Origin of the sequence: Fibrella forsythiae (assembly GCF_017353175.1) — a bacterium.
Lineage (GTDB): Bacteria > Bacteroidota > Bacteroidia > Cytophagales > Spirosomataceae > Fibrella > Fibrella forsythiae.
Genome location: NZ_JAFMYW010000007.1, coordinates 116,194 through 140,243 on the forward strand (window position 1 = coordinate 116,194; position 24,050 = coordinate 140,243).

General features: G+C 44.2%; 28 protein-coding genes. 21 read left to right on the forward strand and 7 right to left on the reverse strand.

Going from position 1 to position 24,050, the window contains the following annotated elements:
- The first annotated feature begins 48 nt into the window (after window positions 1-48).
- The 7 genes from J2I46_RS21460 to J2I46_RS21490 all read left to right on the forward strand — a co-directional run bounded on the left by J2I46_RS21460 (window position 49) and on the right by J2I46_RS21490 (window position 3,975).
- Entirely contained in the window at window positions 49-1,422 is a 1,374-nt protein-coding gene (locus tag J2I46_RS21460; protein ID WP_207331123.1) for a helix-turn-helix domain-containing protein, read from the forward strand.
- Window positions 1,423-1,430: 8 nt separating this feature from the next.
- Window positions 1,431-1,733 carry a hypothetical protein gene (locus tag J2I46_RS21465; protein ID WP_207331124.1) on the forward strand — a complete coding sequence of 101 codons (303 nt, stop codon included), beginning with the start codon at window positions 1,431-1,433 and terminating at the stop codon, window positions 1,731-1,733.
- A 199-nt stretch (window positions 1,734-1,932) separates the two neighbouring features.
- The gene (locus tag J2I46_RS21470; RefSeq protein WP_207331125.1) at window positions 1,933-2,319 is read left to right on the forward strand and encodes a hypothetical protein; all 387 of its coding nucleotides are present in this window, start codon (window positions 1,933-1,935) and stop codon (window positions 2,317-2,319) included.
- Window positions 2,300-2,941: a hypothetical protein gene (locus J2I46_RS21475; protein WP_207331126.1), complete on the forward strand. Its 642-nt coding sequence runs from the start codon at window positions 2,300-2,302 to the stop codon at window positions 2,939-2,941. Before J2I46_RS21470 ends, J2I46_RS21475 begins: the two co-directional genes overlap by 20 nt.
- Window positions 2,942-2,943: 2 nt before the next feature.
- Window positions 2,944-3,171, forward strand: coding sequence for a hypothetical protein (locus J2I46_RS21480; protein ID WP_207331127.1), 228 nt, complete (start codon window positions 2,944-2,946; stop codon window positions 3,169-3,171).
- A 161-nt stretch (window positions 3,172-3,332) separates the two neighbouring features.
- A complete protein-coding gene (locus J2I46_RS21485; RefSeq protein WP_207331128.1) occupies window positions 3,333-3,620 on the forward strand; it encodes a hypothetical protein in 288 nt (95 codons plus the stop codon).
- 184 nt (window positions 3,621-3,804) lie between these two features.
- Window positions 3,805-3,975 (forward strand): Hc1-related histone H1-like protein, encoded by a 171-nt coding sequence (locus J2I46_RS21490; RefSeq protein ID WP_207331129.1) that lies wholly within the window; start codon window positions 3,805-3,807, stop codon window positions 3,973-3,975.
- A gap of 780 nt (window positions 3,976-4,755) precedes the next feature.
- Here J2I46_RS21490 and J2I46_RS21495 read toward each other — a convergent pair.
- From J2I46_RS21495 to J2I46_RS21505, 3 genes are read right to left on the reverse strand one after another with little or no spacing between them, the layout of a single operon-like run.
- Window positions 4,756-5,550 carry an ImmA/IrrE family metallo-endopeptidase gene (locus J2I46_RS21495; protein ID WP_207331130.1) on the reverse strand — a complete coding sequence of 265 codons (795 nt, stop codon included), beginning with the start codon at window positions 5,548-5,550 and terminating at the stop codon, window positions 4,756-4,758.
- On the reverse strand, window positions 5,547-5,876 hold the full coding sequence (locus J2I46_RS21500; RefSeq protein ID WP_207331131.1) for a hypothetical protein: 330 nt from the start codon (window positions 5,874-5,876) through the stop codon (window positions 5,547-5,549). Before J2I46_RS21500 ends, J2I46_RS21495 begins: the two co-directional genes overlap by 4 nt.
- 1 nt (window position 5,877) lies before the next feature.
- Complete coding sequence (locus tag J2I46_RS21505; protein ID WP_207331132.1) at window positions 5,878-6,570, reverse strand: RNA polymerase sigma factor; 693 nt, start codon at window positions 6,568-6,570, stop codon at window positions 5,878-5,880.
- 90 nt (window positions 6,571-6,660) lie between these two features.
- Between J2I46_RS21505 and J2I46_RS21510 the strand changes: the two genes are divergently transcribed.
- The 7 genes from J2I46_RS21510 to J2I46_RS33360 all read left to right on the forward strand — a co-directional run bounded on the left by J2I46_RS21510 (window position 6,661) and on the right by J2I46_RS33360 (window position 14,263).
- On the forward strand, window positions 6,661-7,746 hold the full coding sequence (locus J2I46_RS21510; protein WP_207331133.1) for a cyclic GMP-AMP synthase DncV-like nucleotidyltransferase: 1,086 nt from the start codon (window positions 6,661-6,663) through the stop codon (window positions 7,744-7,746).
- 5 nt (window positions 7,747-7,751) lie between these two features.
- Window positions 7,752-9,473 (forward strand): ThiF family adenylyltransferase, encoded by a 1,722-nt coding sequence (locus J2I46_RS21515; protein WP_207331134.1) that lies wholly within the window; start codon window positions 7,752-7,754, stop codon window positions 9,471-9,473.
- Window positions 9,470-9,973, forward strand: coding sequence for a Mov34/MPN/PAD-1 family protein (locus tag J2I46_RS21520; protein ID WP_207331135.1), 504 nt, complete (start codon window positions 9,470-9,472; stop codon window positions 9,971-9,973). Before J2I46_RS21515 ends, J2I46_RS21520 begins: the two co-directional genes overlap by 4 nt.
- 66 nt (window positions 9,974-10,039) lie before the next feature.
- Entirely contained in the window at window positions 10,040-11,839 is a 1,800-nt protein-coding gene (locus tag J2I46_RS21525; protein WP_207331136.1) for an SAVED domain-containing protein, read from the forward strand.
- A gap of 26 nt (window positions 11,840-11,865) precedes the next feature.
- Window positions 11,866-12,999, forward strand: a complete 1,134-nt coding sequence (locus J2I46_RS21530; RefSeq protein ID WP_207331137.1) for an SAVED domain-containing protein — start codon at window positions 11,866-11,868, stop codon at window positions 12,997-12,999.
- A gap of 608 nt (window positions 13,000-13,607) precedes the next feature.
- Entirely contained in the window at window positions 13,608-13,859 is a 252-nt protein-coding gene (locus J2I46_RS33355) for a hypothetical protein (protein WP_310589067.1), read from the forward strand.
- A complete protein-coding gene (locus J2I46_RS33360) occupies window positions 13,856-14,263 on the forward strand; it encodes a phytanoyl-CoA dioxygenase family protein (RefSeq protein WP_310589068.1) in 408 nt (135 codons plus the stop codon). The genes J2I46_RS33355 and J2I46_RS33360 overlap by 4 nt, the downstream gene beginning before the upstream one ends.
- Before the next feature lie 297 nt (window positions 14,264-14,560).
- Here J2I46_RS33360 and J2I46_RS33205 read toward each other — a convergent pair whose 3' ends face one another.
- On the reverse strand, window positions 14,561-14,692 hold the full coding sequence (locus J2I46_RS33205) for a hypothetical protein (RefSeq protein ID WP_262898048.1): 132 nt from the start codon (window positions 14,690-14,692) through the stop codon (window positions 14,561-14,563).
- 309 nt (window positions 14,693-15,001) lie between these two features.
- Window positions 15,002-15,148 carry a hypothetical protein gene (locus J2I46_RS21540; protein ID WP_207331138.1) on the reverse strand — a complete coding sequence of 49 codons (147 nt, stop codon included), beginning with the start codon at window positions 15,146-15,148 and terminating at the stop codon, window positions 15,002-15,004.
- Window positions 15,149-15,359: 211 nt separating this feature from the next.
- Between J2I46_RS21540 and J2I46_RS21545 the strand changes: the two genes are divergently transcribed.
- From J2I46_RS21545 to J2I46_RS21570, 6 genes are all read left to right on the forward strand, one after another.
- Window positions 15,360-16,319, forward strand: coding sequence for a hypothetical protein (locus J2I46_RS21545; RefSeq protein WP_207331139.1), 960 nt, complete (start codon window positions 15,360-15,362; stop codon window positions 16,317-16,319).
- Window position 16,320: 1 nt separating this feature from the next.
- On the forward strand, window positions 16,321-16,875 hold the full coding sequence (locus J2I46_RS21550; protein ID WP_207331140.1) for a hypothetical protein: 555 nt from the start codon (window positions 16,321-16,323) through the stop codon (window positions 16,873-16,875).
- Between the two features lie 192 nt (window positions 16,876-17,067).
- Window positions 17,068-17,745, forward strand: coding sequence for a hypothetical protein (locus J2I46_RS21555; protein ID WP_207331141.1), 678 nt, complete (start codon window positions 17,068-17,070; stop codon window positions 17,743-17,745).
- Window positions 17,742-18,347, forward strand: a complete 606-nt coding sequence (locus J2I46_RS21560; RefSeq protein ID WP_207331142.1) for a hypothetical protein — start codon at window positions 17,742-17,744, stop codon at window positions 18,345-18,347. Before J2I46_RS21555 ends, J2I46_RS21560 begins: the two co-directional genes overlap by 4 nt.
- Window position 18,348: 1 nt before the next feature.
- On the forward strand, window positions 18,349-18,564 hold the full coding sequence (locus J2I46_RS21565; protein WP_207331143.1) for a hypothetical protein: 216 nt from the start codon (window positions 18,349-18,351) through the stop codon (window positions 18,562-18,564).
- A complete protein-coding gene (locus J2I46_RS21570) occupies window positions 18,551-18,937 on the forward strand; it encodes a hypothetical protein (RefSeq protein ID WP_207331144.1) in 387 nt (128 codons plus the stop codon). The genes J2I46_RS21565 and J2I46_RS21570 overlap by 14 nt, the downstream gene beginning before the upstream one ends.
- A 249-nt stretch (window positions 18,938-19,186) precedes the next feature.
- On the opposite strand, the gene J2I46_RS21575 is transcribed toward J2I46_RS21570, so the two are convergent.
- Both J2I46_RS21575 and J2I46_RS21580 read right to left on the reverse strand, forming a co-directional pair.
- The gene (locus J2I46_RS21575) at window positions 19,187-19,342 is read right to left on the reverse strand and encodes a hypothetical protein (protein WP_207331145.1); all 156 of its coding nucleotides are present in this window, start codon (window positions 19,340-19,342) and stop codon (window positions 19,187-19,189) included.
- 1,008 nt (window positions 19,343-20,350) lie between these two features.
- Window positions 20,351-23,047, reverse strand: a complete 2,697-nt coding sequence (locus J2I46_RS21580; RefSeq protein WP_262898049.1) for a metallophosphoesterase — start codon at window positions 23,045-23,047, stop codon at window positions 20,351-20,353.
- A gap of 374 nt (window positions 23,048-23,421) precedes the next feature.
- Here J2I46_RS21580 and J2I46_RS21585 point away from each other — a divergent pair, with 374 nt between their 5' ends.
- Window positions 23,422-24,018, forward strand: coding sequence for a recombinase family protein (locus J2I46_RS21585; RefSeq protein ID WP_207331147.1), 597 nt, complete (start codon window positions 23,422-23,424; stop codon window positions 24,016-24,018).
- Window positions 24,019-24,050: the final 32 nt, after the last annotated feature.

Consider the following 24,050-nt stretch of genomic DNA (forward strand, 5'->3'; position numbering starts at 1 on the left):
CCGGACTTCTCTATGTTACCTGTCTGCGAACAAGATGTGTTCACGCGAATGCATCAAATTATCAAACACCATAATGAGCATCAAACGTACCTGGCCGATACCATTCGGTTAGGTACGTTGGCCACGATGGAAACGCTCGTTAATACGGCCTGTAAACAGCTCCGTGTTCATTTGAAGTCAGTCCTTTCTATCGATAATGATGAGCTTCCGCCTATTTATACGAACCGGCAAGAAATTGCCGATCTGGCAAAATGTGGCCCTAGAACTGTCTACGATCACCTTGAACGGTTGCGTAAGGTCGGACTCATTCGTAAGGTTTTTAGGGGCCGAAAACACGATTTTAAGGTGTGGATAAACCCGTGGATACTGCTTGGAGCAGTGTTTGAGCCGCCGGTATTGATAGACCTTGATTCAGCCCGAAATCGACCTTCCACCCCGGCTATGCGGCAGATTTCGCCGCTTCAAAACACATTAGAAGGTAATAATAACCTTCCTAATAGCGGTGTGGAATCGGTGGATAAGGTTGTGGGCCTTCAGGAAAGCCCGGTGCCACCGCTTCCACGGGTGCGATTGAACGTTAGACTTTCAACATTAGAACGGGAGGCAGCACCCCAAGAGCAACGAGGCCGGGAGGCCTCATTAGATGGGTCGCCGGGGGGGGGCGCGGCCCCGGTCGATACCCAGCCCGACCCAGCACAAATAACGCCACAGTGGCTTGAAAAGGCCCAATTAGTGGCTGACGATACGGGAGGTCAGCCCGCCGGTAGTTCGGTACGCCTAGGAAACGTGCCGACTACCGGCGGAGTCCCCCAGCTGGAAGGACGCGATTTTGCTACCTACAAACGGCAGCGAGTCCTTACAATGGCCTTTTGGGACGTGGCTAGGGAAAAGTTCTGGCCAAAGCAGTACTTCTCGAAAAACCATACGGACAAGATTCTCAATCTGCTTTGGAATGATGTGCTTTTTGGCGGCATGAAGTGTACCACCGATCAAAAAAGTAACGAGCTCTACACGCAGCGGATTTCTCAGCTCAACAAAGCAGAACGATTCATTCTCCGCAATAAGTGGCCATCCGTAATGCCGCCGCTATGCTATTTTTCTCAGGAGCATTACAAAAATCAGTTGCAAAGTGGTGCAAAGGGGAATTTTCACCACACCACGAAATGGCAGATTGCAGACGACAAGCAAGCTGCTGTGGTGAAAAGCAATCAATTGATCGATCAGGCAATTGATTCAGTACTACAGCTACGCCCCCCCCGTGGTTACAGCGGCGAGCGCACTTTAATTGGCCTATACTCCCACTGGAAACACCGCTTGCATCGAGAGGTAAACGACGGTCTACTGACTGAGCGGTTTCATACCACTGTGTCGGCCGCCGTAGGGAAACTAGCAGCCCCCAATCCTGAATTTTCACCACAATAAATACCCTAATGTCAATCAAACAAAGCAATGTGCCTACTCAGGTATGGCGTGATTCACCCATCAAAGTATGGATCGTCCACAAGAATGGATCAGTCAATAACACCATGGTCGTTTTCCCCTGGAAGACGACGCGAGAGCGAACTAAAAAATTCGCATCGATCAAGAAGGTTCTGGCCAATTACCGGGGCGCTCCTATCAAAGAATGTCGCTTCTACGACAAGGAATTTAACGAAAATTCCCTGCTTGGCTACATGGATGAACACGGCCGCTATCACGGCGGCGTCGCCTTTGTGAACGACCTGCGGTATTGATCAAAAAAAAGCCCGGCAATGTCACCACACGCTGCCGGGCTGCAATCAAACAAGCTTTCGAGACTCAAAACTACAAAATTGTCAGAGCGCTTCTGTCGACGCTATGCTTTTTATACCTCACCTCAAACTGGATTTACAGTTAACGACCCTTGAATTTGAAGGGCTTGACACTACCCTACGCTTTTACGCAGACCGGTTCGTGAACCAAGATAAAGCCGATCTGACGGAAGATGATTTTGTGCTAGGTTACTACTATCTCCGTAACCTACGGCCCATCATCGACCGGCAGACCTGGCAGAAACGGGAGCGTCGACGTACCAGTAGTTTTAGCCGGATTTACAAATCCTATTCGTTTCTACTGGATCTGCACCTGGTTCGTGTGCTATTCCGGGTGCTTAAAACATCGATGTACCCGCTGGGCAACGAGCGACAAATGCTGCTCTATAAGCTACACAAGGTTCTGGCTAATGCCAGTGCCCTACCTAATCACCCGTTCCCAGAACGTATACCCACAGCCACCGTTCAAACCCGCGATCTTTTTTCACCTCACAAATTCCTTTCAGCTGATGGCATCTCTAACTCCTAATCGCCTAATAGCGATCAATCTGCACCCTAGTCTTTTGCTAATTCAAATGCATAAGGCCGGTCGGAAAACTGGTTTCTGTCAATTAATGAAAAATCAGCCCGTAATGGCTGACGATGGGCTATGGTCGTATACTGATAAAAAGCAGGGTCATTTCTGGTTTAAAATGACGCTGGGCTTGCTCCAGCAAAATCTTAAAACCGTCTGTCCATTCGGGCAGGCCGGTGATGCACTGTACATAAACGAGGCCTGTGCTGTAGTGCGTAACGAGACCGGCGAATCCACACTAGTTTATAAGGTGGACAATCCGGATGATCAGGATATAGATTGGCGCAATCCGGCCCACATGAAGAAAATCCATGCCAGGCTATGGGTTGAGATCGTGAATGTCCGGGCGCAGCCAGTGCAGCAATTGACTGCTGAGGAATGTATCGCTCAGGGCATTGAACCCAAGCAAATAGATGCCTTCAAAGGGTATCGAGATTATTCGTACCCTGATAAGATACAACTATCTCCACAGGCCTCGTTTGCTTCGCTGTGGAAGTCAGAGCATGGAGAAGAGTCATATCAAAAAAATGAATGGGTCTGGAGTATCGAGTACAGGCAAATCGCTAAACCAGAGTAAGTATGATACCCATTCAGCCAACCTACACCTACGAGCAAGTGGTGCAGTTGCTATGCCTACAACACATAGCGACCCGAAATCGGGTGTTGCAGCAACCTGTCTTCAACGAGCATGACAATCATGAGCGCGTACGTATGGGCGAAGTCATTCAAGAGATCAAGTATTTAGGATTTGAGGTGACTCGCATTGACAAATCAGATCATGAGTACACTTTTTCTCAGCCTACATAATCAAGAAATAGCGATACGTCTATAGTCCATAAAATGGCACCTGGTTATGGTGGATACAAGCTTCGTAGATCTTCCGGCTTTCATCGAACAAAAACCGCCTCTACTGCTCATAATCGTACATTTTATAGCTCCCGGATCTTATCAAGTTTTCCTGAATAAGCATGAACATAGTTAAGCATTTCGAGAATCCTAAGAACGTGGCTCAATGGAAGGCAATGTTCACTAATGCGAACGAAGTAGTGGCTCGCCACGACCTGTATAACGAGGTAGTGGAGCAGCGGCCCGATATGGCCAAAGCGCTATCTAAGATCCTTTTTTACCGCTGCAATTTTGCCGTATATGGTATGCCTAAAGAGACAGATGAGAATGGAAATTTGGGTTACAGGTTGCACTTTCTGGCTAGCCCCATTAGCAATAATGAGCAAGTCGTAGCTAGTCAAGAACAGTAGATAGTTTGGCTAGCCCACGTACCCAAGTAGAGAATTAGCCCAAAATAGGGCAAAAGTTGGCCTGGTCAGGATCTGTCGACAGCTGCTGCACCGCCGCTCGACGAGCTCACCACCAAATATTATTCTGAAATCATTACAGTGAATTTTCTAACCGGCCAATTGGCCATAACCCAATTTCATAGCAATGGAAGCGTACGACCAAATCACCGAGATTGTAGATAAGATGAAGATCGACGTAGAGAAAGCCCGGGCGGGTAATAACAATGCCGGTGTACGTGTCCGAAAATCGGCAATGGAGATTAGTAAACTGACTAATGTACTCCGTCAGCAAACCTTGGCTAAAATGAAAGAATAGGAATGTGAGTAATGAAACGGAAGTCTCCACCAGCAAGGTGTGGATTTCCGTTTTCTTTCCCGAAGTAGAAAATAATATGAGATTAATGAATGTACGTTTCGTGCCGTCTTCAAGGCAATATATTAAAGTAATTTGTCGTCTGGGAGAAGAACAGTCTTACAAACTCATGCCTATCATTAAAAATGAGGCGTTAATTCGCGAGATAACAATTTGAGACTGAACAGAGCTTACATTAACGCAAACGAATAGAGCACAACAACCGTTTCGCAAAATGGGCGATTATAGAGATATCTAAGCGGCCCCAAGGCTACCGATCTGACCGACATGGATTACCCAATCCGTTTATGGATGCCGGTGGCCAAACCAGGTGGCCTACTACTCACTCTGTAGTAGGCCACCTGGACTATTCTGATAAAAACGGACGACCGCGCCAACCTACGGGCCTAATGCCAGCGGTGCCACCGGCACCACGATAGCCAGGACAACGCCGCCCGGCGCATGTACGGCGAAACGGGCCAGTACCAGCATCAACTTACCCTTTTCAATGATATATCCTATGCCACTCAACCAGACGGCCAGCGCCCCCTAAAGCTTGAGCATCCGCCTAAGCGCCGATACACTAAACGAATTACAGGAAGCCATCGCGCTGACCCGAAAGCTGTACCGTAGCATGCTCTTCATTGCGTCTGTTGAGGGCGCCATTGGAAAAAAAATCAGTCTAACAACCGGACCATCGAAACCTAGACCTAAGCAATATATTCATAACGGTAAGTTTTGAAATCACCATATCATAGTTAATACCATTTTTAAAGTATCAAAATAAAAACACTCTTCCATTAGTGAGCATGTATTAGGCTGGACGTCTACGTATGTAAACCACTCCTCCACAAATACTTGTTCAGAACTACTGTATTTTTTACGGCCATAATAATATTCCCCAGTCACAGTGTACCGGGGCACTTTTCCGCTCATACTCTTCAAGTAGCTATAGGCAAAGTCATCACTCTTCCAGTGCCAAAGAATTCGACTATCTTGAGAGCAGATTACCATAAGAGGATAATTGCCAATATTCACATAGCGAAGCAGTGTGGCTGTAATGCTGGTCTGGTATATTTTTGAAAGACGTTGGATTAATTCTTTCGAAATAGGTTGACCATAACAATCCGCCCTAAAGCGAGCTTCGGGCATTAGTAATGAGCAAGCAAAGAAGTCTGCCTCTTGTTCGACTGAATTTTTAGTCGAAAAGTCATTGATAGAAGGGTGAGATGGCGTTTCGCCAGATGCTAGCGCAATTCGATGCTCATCTATAAAATAATGCCCCAGCTCGTGACCAAAAGTAAATCGGCTCCTAGTACTAGTTGGGTGATTAACCTTGGTCAAGTTTATATAAATATGAAAATCACCGAACTGATGTTCTATCAACCCATCAAAACTATCTCCATATTCTCCGTAACAATAACTAATTTGGTTGTCATCTGCGATACGCTCAGGCAAAATCTCACTTATAGGGAAATATTCATTCGCTATATACTCAGCAAGTGACGATATGACTCGTCTTCTAGCTATCGAGATCACTTTTTACCCGTTCGTTTAATGGCATTAAGCCGATCCTTCTCCATCTGTTTTCGCACTTCTTCAGAAATCCCTTTTCCCTCCCGGGCTGCCATCGCCAAGTTTTGCTGAGTTTCAGAGTTGAGTTGAATTTGAAACGCTGGTGTAAAAGAAATGAATCCTCGCTCAAGAATAGCTTCGGCGGAGGTAATGTTCGAGGGCGCATTTTCGAACAAGGTGTTACAGTTTTCCTCTAGAAGCCGCACCTGCTCGATAGAGATAGGAAATAGGTACCCATTGGCTCGTAACGAGAAAGCCAATTTAGACTCGGGGTGTTCGTTGCTATACATGTTAGTCAGTTTTCAAAGCCAATATCTGGGCTACTTTCGCAAATAGTTTTTGGCGAGCAGTACTTTTTATTTTCCGAAAATTGGCTCGGGTAATCTGCCAAAGTTTGCAGGTGCTGTTAATGAAGGAGTTCGGAAGATATTTCCCCTCCTTCTCGTAAGCTGTGCTCTGGACAAGGATGTAACGCTCTTTTTCGCTAAGCGTAGATAATGCTTGCTCAAGCACCATTCGGTGATACGAATCAGGTTCATCGGATATTTCTTCAACCGGAACCCATTCAAGCTCTTCGTCAGAGATGGGGATGTCGTCAATCAGTTGGATAAAGGGCTCTTTTACTAACTTCCCCAGAAGCTGTTTATGCTCATTATCCGCAATACGACCTAACCAGGCTTTAACTCCCAAGGAAATGTCTGCGGCCTTTACCTTACTCACGTCAAAGGTGGCCGCACTATAATAGGCCTTTAAGAACGTGTTTTGAAAAACGGCTTCGAATAGTTCATTGGCAGAGCGCGGGAACTTCGAACAAACGTTACGGGCAATCCCGAATAAATAAGATTCATACCGCTCGTAGAAAACCTGAAAGGCGACTTTGGCGGCCAATTCATCATTTTGGTGTAAAGCCATGAGCTCTAGTAGTTCCTCATCCCTCTTGGATCGCAATTCTGTTATAGTAGGAGTAGACACGTTCTTATTCATTGGGTGGATTATCAATACATACTCAAAAGCGTGAATAACTAGCCTTTCACGCTTTTGAGTATAGATAATAAAATAAACACTGCTGCCCGTATGGCCAACTTACAAAAACAATTTGAACAATACCACGATGCGATCAAACTGAGTCGTATCAATGAAGAATCCGTTTTAATCGAGAAACGGGACATCATCCGTAACAAACTGAAAGAGAATCTACCAGGGGTGTTCAAGAAACACGGCGAAACAAACTTAGTGCCTGAATTTTGTGACCAAGGTAGTTACGAAATGAAGACGGGCATCAAGCCACTCAATGGCGACTATGACATCGATCAAGGAGTTTATTTTAAAACCTCAAAGACGAGCGGTACGTACGCAGCCGACCCTGTAAAGTTAAAGGAGCGAGTGTTTGAAGCACTAGACGGACACACTAAGGAGGTCTGCATCCGTCGCCCTTGCGTGACAGTATTTTATCAGAAAGCAGGTGAGCGGGTCTACCACGTTGATTTAGCCATTTATTCAGATGGAGATAGTAACTCTGACGGATTGGATTACCTAGCCATGGGTAAACGAAAGTCGGGTGACGATCATCGGGAGTGGCAAAAATCAGATCCAACGACACTGAAAAAAACGTTGTTCAAACGGTTTGACAATGATGAAACAGCGCGTAGGCAATTTCGACGGGTCATCCGGTATCTAAAGCGGTGGAAGGATTTGAATTTTTCCTCTGACGGCAACAATGCGCCCCGAGGAATTGGGTTGACGATTAATGCTTATGAGGGATTTGTGGCAAAATACACTGATGTTATCGCCAACAAGCCGGATGATTTGGCGGCTTTGACGGGGTTAGTTGACTTTATGCTCAACCACTTCACCTCCACGACAAAATATGAAAATGGGCAGTTCGTAACCGTTCGCCGGTTGACGGCGTATTTACCGGTCGAACCCAAGACGGATATCTATGCGCGAATGTCTGACTCGCACATGCTGAGCTTTGAGGAGAAATTAAAGAGTCTGAAAGCGGCTCTGGAGAAAGCAGCCTCAGAAGTAGACACAGTCGACGCCTGCAAGATTTTGGCTAGTAGTAAAGTGTTGGGGGATAGCTTCCCGGTTCCAACCAAATCCGCTTCTGCTGTTATCACTAAAACCGCAGCGGTAGCTTCGTCTAGCAATAACGGGTAAGCTCAATGCAACGGCACAAAATAGAAACGATAATTTCCGAACTGGAAGCTAATGGTACGCTTCGACAGGCAACCCTTATTCGGGATTCATCGGAGAAAGGCGTCTTTGTTTTTACAGGAAAAGTAACTGTTAGCGGCCAGCAAATCGGCCTAGGAATTATGCTTTTGCCTACCTTCCCAAGGAGTTTACCTCTTATTTTTTTGGAGGATGGTAGTGAATTTAAAGAGTTACCGCATGTCTTGGCTAACAAGGTAATTTGTTATCACCATTCAGAAGGGACTATTCTGGATGAAGATAGACCTAGTGAGATCATCACTTGGGCAATAGACAAAACCGTTCGCGTACTCGCGGACGGTAAGGCGGGTTTAAATCTGGGTGACTTTGCCGATGAGTTTGAATCTTACTGGGGTTTAGTCAGTAAAGAACCGATTATTAATCTTGTTAATTCTGTTGCCAAGTCTCAAGAATTGAAACTATTCAGGAACAACCAGGCAAGCTATCTTGCTAAATCAGCACAGGATGTGGCAGGTTACTTGCACCTGAATCTTGACGAGGTTGCCAAAAAATTCCCCACTGTTGAACAAGCGACTCTATTCGTTTTGCCTCAGGGTAGCCAAATTATTCCACCTCGTTCAGAAGATCCGTTCTGGACACCTGATGATTTAAAACGAGCTGTGCAACCTGCCTTAAATGCGTTGTCGATAAAGCAGCAGCGCCAGTTCATCAAGGTAAACAATGCCAAGCGAGGTACTATGCTGTTTGCCCTTCCCCGACCAAGTGGTGGCTACAGCCTGTTCTGTGTTACTTACGACAGTCCTAAGGGATACCATCCTTTTTCAGAGTTTGGCAAAAACGCAAAGCTCTGCCCTTTGAAGGTATACCGTGAGGAGGCATCCTATGTACTACCCCGCGGGGGTGGGCAGAGTCGTCTACGGTCTAAAAAAGTACTATTAATTGGCTGCGGTTCTCTTGGAGGACATGTCGCTCATGAACTAGTTCGTGCAGGAGTGATGAATGTAACGGCTGTAGACTCCGACAAGATGAGTCTGGATAATACCTTCAGACATGTACTAGGAAACGCTTACCGAGATCGCCCTAAGGCAACGGCTCTAAGCGAAGAGTTACGTCGAAAATTTCCTTATGTTCATGTTACTGCATTTGACAAGACCATTGAAGAGTTGGTTGAAAGCGGGCATGTTCGGTTTGACTCTTTTGATTTAGTTATCAGCTCCTTGGGCAGCCCAACAACAGAAATTTGGATCAATCGACAACTCAAGAGTAAAACACCAGGGTTATTTGGATGGGTTGAACCACTGGGGATCGGTGGGCACGCTTTACTGACCCAGCCAGCCACTAGCGGCTGCTTCAGGTGTTTGTATAGCTCAGAAGATGAAGAAGACAAGTTGATCAATCGAGCCGCTTTTGCCGGAAAAAACCAATGGTTTGGGAAGTCCCTTTCCGGTTGCGGGCAACTTCATACCCCCTACGGATCATTAGACGCGGTACGAACTGCTGCTTTGATAGTGCAGTTGGCCATCGAACACCTGACGGGTAAAGAACAAAAAAGCAGCTTGGTGTCTTGGAAAGGAGACGCAGCCGATTTTTTGGAACAGGGCTTTGAGCTCGCCGATCGGTTCAACGTTAGTACGGATAAATTAGTCCAAGCGCGCCATGCGTTCGCCACGCCCGTCTGCCCTGTTTGCGGGAATTCCGCCAACTTAACATGAAATCAATCAACCCTGCATTTCTGCTCTTCCAAATACCTGGCGGGGGGCGTCTGAAAATTTCAGATCAGGCTCTTGATAAAATGTTGTCGTTTCGTCAACTTAACCTTGAAGATTGCGAAGCAGGAGGGGTCATGCTGGGGCGGTTGCTGATTGACAGTAATGACGTCGTAATCGACGAAGTAACAGTTCCAATGTGTCAAGACAAACGAAGTCGATTTGCTTTTTACCGCCATAAACGGGGCCATCAGGCCGTCATAAACCAGCGTTGGCATTCGAGCAACGGAACTTGTATCTACTTAGGGGAATGGCATACTCATCCCGAACCAGTACCTACCCCTTCTACAACCGACCGCAATGACTGGAGACGTAAGCTAAGAGCTGATCGTTTCGAGAAGAGTCTATTTTTTGTTATTGTCGGTACGCATGAAACGAAAATGTGGGTCGGGGAGAAGCAATGCCAACTGGTTCAACATATGGAAAATATAACCCCCGATACTTAGAAAATTTTATGTGATGCTACCGGCTTAATTAAACTGCGTCTATACCATATAAACCAACCTGTAGTTATGAATAAAACAACTAGTTTACTCATCATTCGACAATCATCTAGCTTACGTGCCATATCCGAGGACGAAGTTCTAGAAATATTGACTCCAGAAGAAAGTCAACTTCGCCGGTACGATATGGCCTTAGACATGCAACAATACCCGATCGATGGCGGTGTCTGGGACGAGTCAGAGCAATACATTTTACAACGCGCTCGGGATATTCGGCAGCTTGCCGATGAAAAAGGAGCAGTCAGAATACTTTTTTTTGGATTAGCTGAGGTACCTCATGTCCTTGCGTTGGGAGCCTACTTGGGTGATCAACGCAAAGTAGAAGTGTATGATTTCAGCCGCGATCGTGACTCTTGGCAATGGTCAGAAACTGACACATTACTACAAGTAAAAGCGAATCAAGTCCCTAGTGAGGTCGTCACGCAAAGCGGATCCGCAGTTATTCGCGTCGAGATTTCTTACGCGATTGCCGACGAAGACGTAGATCAGGTAGTCGGTAAAGACCGGTTGGCAGACATTCGGATCCAGCTTGAAGGCGAGCAATCTCCAATGGTTGCCTCAACAGTTCGCTCAGCTAAAGATGTTCAACTTATCCGGGAAACGTTTCGAAAAGCCCTAGCCGATCTGATTAGGTATCGACCAAATGTGAATCTGATTCATCTATTTGTTTCTGCACCTGCTCCGGTATGCTTTGTCATTGGCCAGGAGCTCCAACTTCGTAACAACGTTCCTGTTCAGACCTATCGCTTCCGTCGAATCGTAGGCGAACCGGCTAACAAGGAGGCCATTCTATTAACGGCAGAGGAAGCAGAATCTGCGACCGTTCAACTATCAGCGGAACAAAAGCAGCGAGCGGCTGATATTCGGACAAGAATATGGCCGCAAGCTTTACAATCAGTCATTGATTACGCCGCGTCATTGCGAGAGGAATCAGAAGGTCGAGAAGGACCTTGGTATAGCTATTTGCGAAGTCGAGCCGAGTTAAGCGTAGCAAAACCATTCCCTCAATTACCACCAATCTGGGAAGTTGTTCAATTGGATGATACTGTTGATACAGAACCATATACAGGTGGCGAGTATGGACACACCAACGATAGTAACCGCTGGCGATTAAGTGATACACTGTTAATTGGCTTGTCAGATGCGTGTCGAGATGATTATGAGCTTACTCAGCTTATTCGCCTATTCTTGTTCCATGAATATCTTCATTCACATCATTCACTAACAAAATACAATGCTGAAGGAGTAGGCCGATTTGCTAACGTGTTAGAGCGATTAGATTACATGGCCGATTTGTATGCTCTACTTCATCAATTAGACTACATGCTGCATTACGAACGTCAGGCAGTTATTAGTCGCCAACGCGAATTTTTGACTGAACAGTTAGACCTCATTCTACGCTCTACCTGGGCGTTTATTCCAGGTCTAGTTGTCAATCGTTGGCAAGTGCGGTCAATTAGACGACTACTAAATTGGTATTGGCGACATGTTCAAGTTCAGCAGAGTCGCACTTTGTCCACCACTTTTAGTGTGCTAGCTCAACCGCCTGCCATTGAACTCATCGGGCCGATGCTATCCGTAGGTGGAGGCCGCATTTACGCCTCAATGACTCATTTGGATCCGACTGTTGAACTGTCTTTGGGAATGGTATTAGAGAATGCTAAGTTTTTACGCATCCTCAACGGAATGAATTCAAATCTACCTGCACTGATGGATGCATTCCGAACGCGTCAGCATCAGGCTATCAAGATTTTCTTTCTGGGTGTTTTCGAGACAGCTAAGCAATTAGGCGGAGCGTTGCCCAATTAAAAATATACATGCACGACTCTGTTCCCATGAACGTTAAAAGTAGAAAAGAGATACCCAACGCAGTAATAACTAGGCTTTGGGCCCGGTCAGCAGGACGGTGCGCCTACACTGGATGCAATAAAATACTATGGCAGGATATTTTAACTCGACGTAATTATAATCAGGCATACATCGCTCACATCGTTGCCGCAGAACCTGACGGTCCACGAGGAGATGCCATTTTATCGCCAAAACTATGTCAGGATTATGAAAACTTAATGTTACTCTGTGATAGTCATCACCGACTGATTGACAAAGTGGATGTTACAGGTCACCCAGTCAACACGCTTTATGAGATGAAGTTAGCACACGAGGAGCGAATGGAGCAATTAACTGATATTCAGGAAAATAAGAAAAGCCAAATTATATTGTATTTAGCGAATGTGGGCCCTCAAACTCCTGCTCTAACTAACGATATTGCTTGTCAAACGATTATTCCAGCTTACTACCCTGCCAGTACACGGGCCATAGACCTATCTTACCGGAATAGTATAAATAGGGATCATGATTCTGATTATTGGAAGACCGAAGAAGATAACCTAATTAAACAGTACAAGGAAAAAGTTGCCCCTTTATGTGGTGATGGGTCTACTGCTCACTTTTCGGTCTTTGGGTTTGCTCCACAGCCCTTATTAATCAAATTGGGGGCATTGCTTGGCGATACCCATGCGATGGATGTATATCAACGACATCGAGAACCCCCTTCTTGGAAATGGCAATTACCCACAGAAACGATAAACTACAAATTAATTCCTCCTGCAAAGGACAGTCCAATCGTCGCGCTCAATATATCATTGAGCGCACTGGTCAACGACCAGCACATCTATAAAACATTAGGCTCAGATTGTTCGATCTGGACTATTACTATCGATGCTCCAAATGTCCATTTTGTTCGCAGTCCTATTCAGTTAGCAGCCTTTCGTCAGATAGCTCGTTCAGCATATGATGCGATCAATTACAGGTATGGACAACAAACACCACTACATGTATTTCCGGCAATGCCAAACTCTATAGCTATAGAATTTGGCCGAAGCCGATTACCGAAAGTCGACATACCTTTAGTACTCTACGACAACAACAAAGAAACTGATGGGTTTTCGAAAGCGCTAACGATCAATTAGCCCCCATTGCTTCAAATGTTTTACAACCATGAGATTTGTGATCTCACACAACTTTACTCCTGAAGATTGAGGATTCTTATACCGACCTTTCCTTTGAAATCCCTTGGATATTGAAAATTTACATCTGTTTACAGATGCCCACTAAAAGGCCCCGCCAACGAAAGTTGGCGGGGCCTTTTAGTGGGCTGTTATCAAATTCTTCGTTGCCGATTCACTACCGGATACTTATTCGGTAGCCAGTAGAAAAGCAGAGCCTAAGCGATGCCTGGCCTCGTACCATAATTGATAAGTGCCCCCTGTATCGCCTCGACCGGCAGACTGAGGTATTGTGCGATTTGGTAGACGTTGAGCGGTATGGTACGTTCTACCTTGCAATGGTCTTGAATGGTGTTGTAGACCTCGCAAGCGGTTGACCTACAGTATAGTCTTGTCTTGGTGGTCATTCATTGGCCTCTGTCAGGTACATCCTCTCATAATCGTTTGTACTTATGCAGGAAGGATTAACTAAAGAGCAAATCGAACAATTTATTCACACGGGTTTTGTGCAGCTTGAGAACGCTTTTTCGCAATAGAATGCTCAGAAGGGAAGGAACATCCTTTGGCAGGATATGCCTGTTGACCCACAGAATCCTGCCAGTTGGACCAAACCAGTCATTCGACTGGGCATGTATGCTCAGCCGCCCTTTGTTGAGGCTGCAAACACGGTAAGTTTACACAAGGCATTCGATCAATTGGTTGGGCAAGGTCGTTGGATTCCCCCTCAAAGTATAGGTACCTTTCCCGTTCGTTTTCCTTCGGATGAAGACCTGGAGACACCGGTTGGCATGTCGACGCCAGTTTTCCGGGAGCTAACCCGATGAATTATTTGGAGTGGCGGATTAATGTGCGCTCGAAAGGAAGAGGTCTGCTGATGTTATTTCTTTTTTCGGATGTCAGCCAAGCCGATGCGCCGACTCGTATTCGAGTCGGCTCCCATCTGGAAGTAGCCCGCATGCTGTCTCCAGCGGGAGAAACAGGGATTTCGTTCATGGAGCTTGCCACTAAGTTGTCAGCGATGCCCGAAGGGGAGGAGATCGTAGCTATTGGTCAAGCTGGTACAGTGTATCTGTGTCATCCCTTTTTAGCGCATGCCGCGCAGGCACATCGAGGCACCGAACCCAGATTTTTAGCCCAGCCGCCCCTACTACTACGTGATGAGTTAGTGATTATGGATTCGCAAAATGGCTATTTACCTGTGGAAGAGGCTATTCGTATAGCACTGTAAAAAAGTGGGGTAAACAGCGTTCCTGTGTTCAATCCTTCATAGAAAGGAAGGACACAGGACTTTTTGTAAATAAAAACAGAGCGGTTAGTGTGTTCTATTATCAATAATAAGTTACTCCAGAGGTAACTATAGGTTAGACACGAATCGCAATATAGATTCTCAAGAAATGCTCTATTTGAGAGACGGCTGTTCAACTAATCTGAACATACGACAATTACAATGACGTTTATTACAGCAGTTATGGCTGAGCCAAATTGGGAGCAACTGCTATGCGTTGTAAGGTCGGCCTCTATCCTACTAAATTATGCCATTGCCAATGCGAACAATGAGTTTGATAAGATAGCGGCGCTTTGTCAAGGCTGTCACCGGCACCACGATAGCCAGGATAATGCCGAACGCCGACGGTATGGCAAGAAAGGGCAGCATCATTATCAACCCCGTTTATTTAATGATAGTAAATACGCTCCTGACCCCTTAAAAGGGCCTGTCAAAAAGAAGGTCCGTATCAAACGGAAATATACCCGTAAGCAGCCAATTGCCTCGGCCTTGCATAAAAAGTAGCCAAGCTTATATTAGTAGTTGCTACATACTATATTTCACTCGCAGACCTTAAAACTAACAGATCATTATGTAAACGAACCTACTTCCGCATGGCAGCTGATCAACCTTGATACAGCGCCCAAAAAAACAGCCCCTTGACTACGAATCAAGGGGCTGTTTTTTTGGCGCTGTATTAAGCTAAAGCACCTCCTTGATGCGCTGGCGGGGAATCCTGCTACAATGAGAAAATTCGTCGATGGTTAGATAGGTACGTTTCGGCCCGTTCTGGGTTTCAGCTTTTACTAGCTGATAGGCCTTCGATTTACCAACGCCTAAAATGCGCATTATATCTTTTGGACGGACAACTTCTAAGGCAGAAGCATTACACATGGACGGATGAGAGGACGATAGGTGTACAAGAATATTTTTCCGAAAATTACTAGATAGTATCATAATTTCATTTTCCAAAAAGTGTTAGAAATTGACTGATTTTCTACCTATAAATCACGTCGCTTTTGACCAGCGTAGCTTTGATTAATTGACTAATCAATGCCGTATGACTCCCCAGCCTTTTACGCCATCCGACGAGCCCGCCGGACAAATGCAGCATGAATCCTCTCCTGAGGCGCTAGACGCCACTTCTCCCGGAGGAATCAAGTCCGACTCAGCTGAGCAATCTCCCATCACACCAGAAGTTAACGGCTCTACGGAAGCCGATCAGGAGCTTCCCCTCATGGAGAGTAAGCCAGTAGACCAACCAGCGACTATTACAAGTGAGTTGACAGTTGATCCATCTGCGGCTAACGATGATCAACAAAAGGCGCAGGAAAGCCCCTCCCTTGTTTCTACTGAACCAATGGGTTCAAGTACCTCGATACCGGATGTACCTGATTTGATACCCACAGACCGGTCAAAAACCGTGACCGCCCACGTACCGGCATGGCTACACGAGCTGATTGCTAAAGAGGCTCAGGACACCGGTACGTCAGTGCATAAAGTCACGCTAGGTTATCTGCTCAATTACCAAAATTATAAAACAGCCTACGCGGACTTCCGCACGCTAAAAAAGGCGTATCAGCAACTCGATGAAACTAATGCCCAACTGTTACAGGAAAGAGCTGAACTAGTTCAGCAATTAGAGCAGCTGAATGAGCAGATTGATCGTCATGCAGCTCAATTCGAATTGGCTCAGGCAGACATTGATGAGAAGGCAGGATTATTAGCTACTGCCCATAAAACCATTGAACAGCTGGAGACTCAGGTGGCCAGCGTATCAGAAAACGTCGATGGCCACATTTCGTTGGCTACTCAGCACCGTACCGACCTATTACGGATGCGAGATGAATCCCAATCAGCTTTAAAGGTTCAAGCGTCACATTTTCAAGAAATTATCACGCAAACCATTGACAAAGCAGCGGCAATGCCAACCGGCGAAATAATCGCTCCCGTGGCAGCTAGACGTAGAGAGCTGCGTGCCTTCGCCGCAGATTTGTTTGATAAGCTTTTTAGAATGTAAAATGCCTGTACTAGCGATTATTGACTCAAACGAGTCCGGGGAGATTACGATTCTCCACCATTTGGGCGAGTGTAACCCAGAAGAATACTTTGGCATAATGGGCAATCTGACCCAGGCGCAAGACGATTGGGATATTTTCTGTAATACCATCTTGGCCACGCTGCAAAGTACGGGCATTTTGCAGGCAGATGGCTTCTCAGCCGCAGGTCATACGTACAATGATGTATTCCGGGCCATCCGAGACTATTTCACTGAGGCGCAACTAGCCGCGAAAAACGGAAAGAAGCTCGCCGGTTACGGTAGTCAACTAGGGAAATTCGATGAGTTTCTGCTGAGCTTCGAGGGAACCATGATCGTAATGGCGATCAAAGGCCTGGCCAAGATTGGGAAACCTGGTCAAGATATCGTCATCAATAAGGAACAGGCTGAAGCTGTGTTCTGGGCGCTACTGGAACCAACACGCCGCCAGTTGATGCGTGATCCTGAACGCCACCGGCAAATACAACCCATTCTCGACCGCTATTTTGGCCCGCCTGACTATGCGCTTGACGCTTAAGCGACCAGGCCACCGCCAAAGGCATAAGCGGTTAAGCCAGCAGCAGTTTTACGACTATCACACGCACTATATCAACCAGATCGAGCGGCGAGCCAGCTGGGTTATACTGTTGCTGTTCGTGATGGGCAAAAGTTTACTGGCACTAATGGCAATGCTGCTATGGTGCGCCTTATTCACCCTACACTGATCGCAATGTTTAACCTTGATCAATTTCGTAAAACAGGGACAAGCAGCATTGCCGGATTGCTTGATCTGCCACCCAGTCGCGTTTCTGAAAACAACATTCCTGACGCGCCCGAACCCCTTCGGAATCCGTTTCGAGATGACGATGAGCCTGCTTCTTATGAGTCAGAACCAGCTTCTCAACCACAATCCAAGCGTCGGCCGGCTTATACAGATCCGGATGAATACATTCCGCTAACGGAAGATGAAATCCAGGCGAAAGCCGATGCTAAAGTTGAAATGATAGCGGCCGCTATGGGGATTATCTCGACGATAATCAACGCGTATGCAGCTAAGCAGCAACTGAAAAAAGGCGACAAGGAATTGATTCGAAAATGGGAGAAAGAACGAGCACGTACGGGAAGTGAACCGGTATATGCGCCTAACCATCCCTACTATGAAGCACGTCAGCGGTACGAAGAATTCGAGAATGAACTGGCCGAGATCGAAAGCCGTGCGGAATTAAGTGATGCTCAGCGCAGCTTACTGCACCGGGCCGTGTTGGCTGATATCCGGGCGAAAGATGCCCAGCGCCGTTTGCGCAATTTCGGTATCTATGAAACGGCGGGAGAGATCATGGTCGCTAAACTAACTGAATCCATTATGGCCATGCTAATTGCGGCCGCAGCAAAATCCTTTACCCGATGAGCCAAACCCGTGACGCGTCTGTTTTCCTGCACATAGGCGCTAAAAAAACAGGCAAGACAACTGACACGCTAAATATGTGTCGGGATTTGTGGGAACACCAGCAAAAGCCCTGCCTGGTCTATAACATTGGGAACCAGAGCCATTATGACGATTTTCAAGAGATCGATCTATCGGACATACCCAAATTCAATGCGTTGGCCGCCCGCTCAAAATTGCCTTGGTTCCAAATCAAAACGATTGAGTCAGACGCTCTTTTTCGGAGTATCGTAACCTACGTACGCAATGCGGTGATTGTCTTAGAAGATTCAACCAGTTATGCGGTGGGCAATCTGTCAAAACCATTCCGTGAGATGATCCTGGCGAACCGGAATTCAGGCAACGATTTGATCATTAATCTGCACTCGCTGAAAGACCCGGCACCCTTCCTTTTCCGCTCAAGCGAATACATCATTCTGCGTCAAACCAGCGACGATCCCAATAAACTACCGGATAAGGTGCTTGCCCCCGAAAAAGTGATACTGGCCATGCTGGACATTCGTGAAACAAACGAATTTAACGGCAACCGCTATGCCGCAAAACTGATCAGCCTGCAAGACTTATGATATGGATAATAAGTACGCAAGTTGTACGCTCACCGACCTGGCTCAACTTGCTGGGGTGGACTTGCGTACCCTGCAAGACCATATCGAAAAGCATCACCTGTTGGTCATGATTGAATTAGGGTGGCGTCCCTGGAATCGAAAATTAATGCCGCCAGTAGTCAAGTATTTACGCAACGAATTAATCGATAAAACCAATTTCACCGATGACCCGAATTGAACTTGTTACAAAATACCCAGAACTGATTGCCTATTTAATGGGCATTGGTCGCGTCGAACTGTTTCCAGCCAATGGTGAACAATTCAGCACAGACTTTACGCTCAGAGACAGCGAACACTCGAATTACTCTGAGGTAATCAATGAACCCGTGGATAGTTTGGTATTTGTGTCAGACCGTATCTCAGCGGAAGAGTTAAAACACATTACCGATCATGGATTTCAGTTTAGAGGCGTTCAGGCCGAAACGATCGGGTATACATTAGCCATGTTTGGGCTACCTACAGAAAGCGACACCATGGCCTCTGGTCTCACAGATTCGACATACGAGAAACCCGAAGAGGAAGACAAAGGACACTTTCTTGGCAGCAGTTAGATGACGAATAAAAGGTTAGGGTTCACATAAAAGGCCGGGAATTTCCCGGCCTTTTTGTTTAGGTTGGAATCGATGAAGCCAATTGACTCGTTGCAATTACTTCAACAACTGGCACCCATTTTATAACGTACTTGTCACCAGCACAATTTGAGCACGTAACCTGCTCAGGTGGTAGCCTAGTGTCGTTGAAATTGGAATAGCCTGCTTCATGCAACCAACTAGCTACTACGACCTGTAAATCCCATTCGTCTACCTGGTACTTATCTCTGTATTGCTGCTCTCGCTGGCGAAGTGCTTTCCACCAGTCCGATTCGACGGTTCCTGTCCCTGCACAAACAGGGCACTTTTCACGTACTTGTATTTCTGCCATGCACGATACCGATCTAAATGGCGTCGGTTTTCCATTGAGTTAGGTTTGTTGTTTATTTTACAGATGTGCAAAGCAATACACTCGCATAAGCAATAGGCTAAAGGCGTATACAGAGCACATTATAATAACATGAAAATGCCCTAAATGAACGAATGTATATACACTAAATTCTACAAATAAATAGACAAATTATTCAACGTTAAAAATTAAAAGGGCGACAGGAGCTTGTAAACGCCACTTTTTTCTACTAACTATGCGCCGCGCAATTACCAAGTACCATGTTTCTGACTCTCAAAATTCCATCACCGCCTCTCCCGGCGAATTACATTCGGCTGCCCCTGGGCAGAAGTCTTGGTAATTGCGCAACGCCGGGGGATGCGGTGAATACTTTTTTAATACCATGCGCAATTACCAAGCACCCCAAACGGCCCCTGCTGGCCTCGTACGGCTTCACTCAGAAGCCAGGAATCTCCGCCTGATCGCTCGCCAGTTAGGCGATAATGTAGCAGCTGCTAAAGCCAACGAACTAATGCGGCATTATACCAGCTGTATTCGTTATAGCTATCACAACAGCTAAGTAAAGAGCAGACTCGAAATGGTAAAAATCAATGTGGGTATAGATGATGAGATACATCACCATATCAGGCAACTCCAACTCGATCTGGAAATTAACGGCGAGAGGAAGGCCCTAAAGGACTTATACGCTGAAATAATCAAGGAAGGGACTACTCAGCTTAGGTATAAATTGATAAGTCCGCCTAGTTCACGAACTAACAGTAAATAAAAGAAGCCCGCTACTGTAGCGGGCTTCTTTTATTTGAAAGGCACATGAGAAATTACTAATTCTACTTTTTCCTTAATCACTCAACTGCTTTTAACATGATAATTAAAAGTGGCAGCCCATTCATCGGCCGTTTCACTTCAGACTCTAACGAATTTTATCTAAAGCAGACACTAAACCAACAAGTTCAATGTACACCCTAAAAGATTTAGCTGTCTTCTCATTCTCTGTCTTCTTCACAAATTTAACATAAACCTATCAATTAATTATTTGATGGGTAAGTATTATCTAACAGCCCATTGTTAATTGAAGCAGAACTTAAACTTCGGCCCAATACTCCTAACATGAAAACTTCCAGAGTAATGTCATTATAATGGTCAATATTAGAAACCAAATCAGCAAAAGAGGCATGGTCGCAATTAATAAAATTAACTTCTCCATTATTTAAAAATAATCTATAGTCAGCGCCAAAATGAGCTAAACTAATCTTTATCGAATACTTCTTTTCTAATTTATCTATACAGCCGCTTACCTTTGCTGGAATTGAAGACCTATCAATTAAAACTTTGTTAACCTCATCATAAAGTATGTCATTAAGGTGAACAAGACTTATTCCATGTACACTAGCTATAATGTTTACTACTTGTGTCATATTAAAGCCTAACGATCCTTCCCGAAAAAGAGCACTAAGATTTACAGACGAAAATACAAGGTTCCCATTACTCTTTAAGAAGCTAGCGATTAAAAGTGCCAAGTCACTAACATTTTCTGTTTGATAATAATAAACCTTAGAAATATTCACGCTATTTAAAATTATCAAAATTTCATTTAAAGGTTTTCGCAAACTCTTAAATTCAAGAAAAGTATACTGACTACACAATTGTATTAATTCATTTTTAGAATAGAAATCGTTATACGTCTCCGTTACTTGCTGGATAATATCCTCATATGAAACTAAGTAATACTGCAAATATCTTACTACGATAATTTTCATTTCTGAGTTGTATGACTCTAATACTGATCTAAAAAGATATCTTAGTGATGCCGAGATGAATCTTTTAAACTCAAGAGATTTCTCTGAATGCATTATATTAGTCCTTGATAAATCAAAGTCTATACTTCTTGGTTCAAAAACAACTTCACCTCCAATAACAAATGGAAATTTATATGGAATAATTTGTGATGGACTTTCATTAATTAAGAAACCACTATTCGTTGCAATGATGTATCGCCCAGTATTTCCAATTGTTAATTTACACTCATATTTAGATGTTTTTCTTTCGTACACAGCAAACCCTCCTTCTAGATTCCAAGAGGCTTGAATTGGTTGTAATGACCCATCAAAGTGGCATGTAAGATTATCGACATGTCTACAATAAGTTTTTATGTAACTTAGTAAGCTATAAGCTTGAAAGGGGCTTTTCAAATATACTTTTATAGACGTACCAGTAGACTGGCTTTCTGAGAAATTCATACTTGATTGAGCATTATAGTCAAATCCTTTAAATACATCCTCTATCTCAAAATTTATTAGTCCATCTTCTTGACTCTTTGTGCTTACATTAATTTTCCTAGAAACGATAAATGTGCTTATAAAGCCGATTCCAAATTGAGAGATAAGATTAACTGAGTTTAACGACTCTGTAAACTCTTGGCTTATACTTTTACCCACAATTGAGAAATGTTCTCGTAGTACTTTTTTAGACATCCCATCTCCTTCATCAATAATTTCAAAGGAATTTTCTAGTGTGTTAATATAGACGATAATTTTTGGCGCTAGATAAGGATATTGTTCATTTTGCCTATTACAAGCATCGACAGAATTTTGAATTAATTCCCTTACAAAAATATGAGAGTCTGGATATAAAGATTTACCTATAAGCAGTTTTACAACTTTGTTCACATCGGCTCTATACCCACTCGGGAGGTCAATTATTTCAGTTTTTATATCTTCATTAAGATTTACATATTTTTGTTTGTCCAACATTCCAATAACTTTACCATCCGTTAAAGAGTCGGCATCTTTATCAAATTGTATTCTAGAAGTTATAAATTTACGAGCGTATAAAATGTACCTTTGAGTCTGTATATTAATATCAACAATTAAATAACCCGGTTGATATCTTGAATTAAGCTCATCAGGATCGTTGAAGGTGGACCTAGTTTTTATATAAACTACACCTCCATTTGCTGAATTTATAGATTCAAATCTATTTGAATGACTATGCCCAAAGAAAGCTATGTTAAAATGAAAAGCTTGAAGTAGATTTTCAAAATCTTCTTTTTCAAGTGAATTTATTTCTTCTAAAGGATGATGAAATAGTACAATATTAAGATCTGTTTTTTTTGTATCGAAATAAGATTTTGCATTTTTCAACTGATTCGTACCAACAAAGTGTTGTTCCTTACTAAGTGAAGAGGAACAACGCCAAGAATCATTAATTAATAAAAAGCCGACCTTAGCCCCGTCAATCTCTTTCACTGCTATTGATTCATTGAAAGAAAAGCTATAGTCAGGCGTATCCTTATGAAATTCTCTTTCAAATATTTTAAATCTTTCAATTCTCTTGTTAGAAGGTTGTATAATGTCTCTCTGCCTATCTAACTGACTATTTGCCTTGTCCTTTGTCAGAGTACCAGATAAAAAATATTCGTTATCTTCCAGTACCTGATGCCTTTCAATATCGTGATTTCCTGGAATAAACAATACTTGACTGGTTTGTATGCTGAGTGCATCACAAATAGGAATAATAAATGTGTCACTAAAGGTTTTATAAGGATTATCCCCCAGTGATTCCCCTCCTTTATCAACTAAATCTCCAGTAATCAAGATTACATCAATTTTTTCCTCTAAATGAAAAATTTTCAAATCGGTAATTAATGCGTCTAGATAATAAACATTTAGGTTCTGTTGATTATGTTTAGACAAGTGTATATCTGAAAGATGAATTAGTCTCATGGGATTACAACGCTCTTAATGTTTCACCTACTTATTCTATAGTAAGATCAGAAGTCTTAGTATTTAGGACCCTACAGTACAAGATTCATAAACGAATAGAGCATTTACAAACATCTATAACTTTTTTAACCGAAAATTTTATTATAAACATTTTTAACAAGTTAATAATATGCAATCAATTGTATACAAATCTTGAATCATAGAAGCGGCCATCACTTTAAGATATAAATTCTATTCAAAGCGTCCCTTAAGTAGAACGATTGACTTGCCCCAAGCCTGGTTAAATAAATGGTCAATTCATCCGTCAACCATTCTAAAAAACCATTCTAGTTAATGTTTCTAGTATATTCGACAGACCATCCGAGTAAACTAGAATGAACATTGGTTACGCACGTGTTTCGACACTCGATCAGAACCTCGACCTTCAACTGGACGCATTGGCCCAAGCTGGCTGCGAACGCATCTTCAAAGAAAAGTTATCAGGTGCTAAAGATGATCGCCCCGAGCTAACGAATGCGTTGGCTCAACTTCGACCAGGTGACACGCTGATTGTCTACAAGCTAGATCGGCTAAGTCGCTCGACTATCGGCTTGCTTACCATCATCGATGAACTGCGGAAGAAAGATATCGGATTTATAAGCCTCGATCAGCGCATTGATACCACCACATCGATTGGTAGGATGCAGCTGGGTATGATTGCCGTGTTTGCCGAGTTTGAACGAGAAATGATACGGGACCGCTCAGCGGCCGGTCGCAAAGCCGCCGCCGCCCGGGGACAAAAAGGAGGTAGGCCAGCGGGACTCTCAACAGAAGCCAAAGCAAAGGCAAAAACCGCTGCCATTCTTTATAAAAGTGGTAGCCTGTCCGTAAAACAGATTTGTGAGCAGCTGAACATCGCTACCCAAACCTTATATAATTACCTGGCTAATGAAGGTATTGCCGTTGGCAAGGCAATTGCAGCAACTGATTAAACTAGTATCTGCGCGAATTGTCTATGAGCAGT

Bases quoted from the DNA above. Each gene is read 5' to 3' on its own strand.
- J2I46_RS21460 (WP_207331123.1), top strand. From the start codon at position 49: ATGCATCAAATTATCAAACACCATAATGAGCATCAAACGTACCTGGCC.
- J2I46_RS21465 (WP_207331124.1), top strand. From the start codon at position 1,431: ATGTCAATCAAACAAAGCAATGTGCCTACTCAGGTATGGCGTGATTCA.
- J2I46_RS21475 (WP_207331126.1), top strand. From the start codon at position 2,300: ATGGCATCTCTAACTCCTAATCGCCTAATAGCGATCAATCTGCACCCT.
- J2I46_RS21480 (WP_207331127.1), top strand. From the start codon at position 2,944: ATGATACCCATTCAGCCAACCTACACCTACGAGCAAGTGGTGCAGTTG.
- J2I46_RS21485 (WP_207331128.1), top strand. From the start codon at position 3,333: ATGAACATAGTTAAGCATTTCGAGAATCCTAAGAACGTGGCTCAATGG.
- J2I46_RS21490 (WP_207331129.1), top strand. From the start codon at position 3,805: ATGGAAGCGTACGACCAAATCACCGAGATTGTAGATAAGATGAAGATC.
- J2I46_RS21500 (WP_207331131.1), bottom strand. From the start codon at position 5,876: ATGTATAGCAACGAACACCCCGAGTCTAAATTGGCTTTCTCGTTACGA.
- J2I46_RS21505 (WP_207331132.1), bottom strand. From the start codon at position 6,570: ATGAATAAGAACGTGTCTACTCCTACTATAACAGAATTGCGATCCAAG.
- J2I46_RS21510 (WP_207331133.1), top strand. From the start codon at position 6,661: ATGGCCAACTTACAAAAACAATTTGAACAATACCACGATGCGATCAAA.
- J2I46_RS21515 (WP_207331134.1), top strand. From the start codon at position 7,752: ATGCAACGGCACAAAATAGAAACGATAATTTCCGAACTGGAAGCTAAT.
- J2I46_RS21520 (WP_207331135.1), top strand. From the start codon at position 9,470: ATGAAATCAATCAACCCTGCATTTCTGCTCTTCCAAATACCTGGCGGG.
- J2I46_RS21525 (WP_207331136.1), top strand. From the start codon at position 10,040: ATGAATAAAACAACTAGTTTACTCATCATTCGACAATCATCTAGCTTA.
- J2I46_RS21530 (WP_207331137.1), top strand. From the start codon at position 11,866: ATGAACGTTAAAAGTAGAAAAGAGATACCCAACGCAGTAATAACTAGG.
- J2I46_RS33355 (WP_310589067.1), top strand. From the start codon at position 13,608: ATGCCTGTTGACCCACAGAATCCTGCCAGTTGGACCAAACCAGTCATT.
- J2I46_RS33360 (WP_310589068.1), top strand. From the start codon at position 13,856: ATGAATTATTTGGAGTGGCGGATTAATGTGCGCTCGAAAGGAAGAGGT.
- J2I46_RS33205 (WP_262898048.1), bottom strand. From the start codon at position 14,692: ATGATGCTGCCCTTTCTTGCCATACCGTCGGCGTTCGGCATTATCCTG.
- J2I46_RS21540 (WP_207331138.1), bottom strand. From the start codon at position 15,148: ATGCGCATTTTAGGCGTTGGTAAATCGAAGGCCTATCAGCTAGTAAAA.
- J2I46_RS21545 (WP_207331139.1), top strand. From the start codon at position 15,360: ATGACTCCCCAGCCTTTTACGCCATCCGACGAGCCCGCCGGACAAATG.
- J2I46_RS21550 (WP_207331140.1), top strand. From the start codon at position 16,321: ATGCCTGTACTAGCGATTATTGACTCAAACGAGTCCGGGGAGATTACG.
- J2I46_RS21555 (WP_207331141.1), top strand. From the start codon at position 17,068: ATGTTTAACCTTGATCAATTTCGTAAAACAGGGACAAGCAGCATTGCC.
- J2I46_RS21560 (WP_207331142.1), top strand. From the start codon at position 17,742: ATGAGCCAAACCCGTGACGCGTCTGTTTTCCTGCACATAGGCGCTAAA.
- J2I46_RS21565 (WP_207331143.1), top strand. From the start codon at position 18,349: ATGGATAATAAGTACGCAAGTTGTACGCTCACCGACCTGGCTCAACTT.
- J2I46_RS21570 (WP_207331144.1), top strand. From the start codon at position 18,551: ATGACCCGAATTGAACTTGTTACAAAATACCCAGAACTGATTGCCTAT.
- J2I46_RS21575 (WP_207331145.1), bottom strand. From the start codon at position 19,342: ATGGAAAACCGACGCCATTTAGATCGGTATCGTGCATGGCAGAAATAC.
- J2I46_RS21580 (WP_262898049.1), bottom strand. From the start codon at position 23,047: ATGAGACTAATTCATCTTTCAGATATACACTTGTCTAAACATAATCAA.
- J2I46_RS21585 (WP_207331147.1), top strand. From the start codon at position 23,422: ATGAACATTGGTTACGCACGTGTTTCGACACTCGATCAGAACCTCGAC.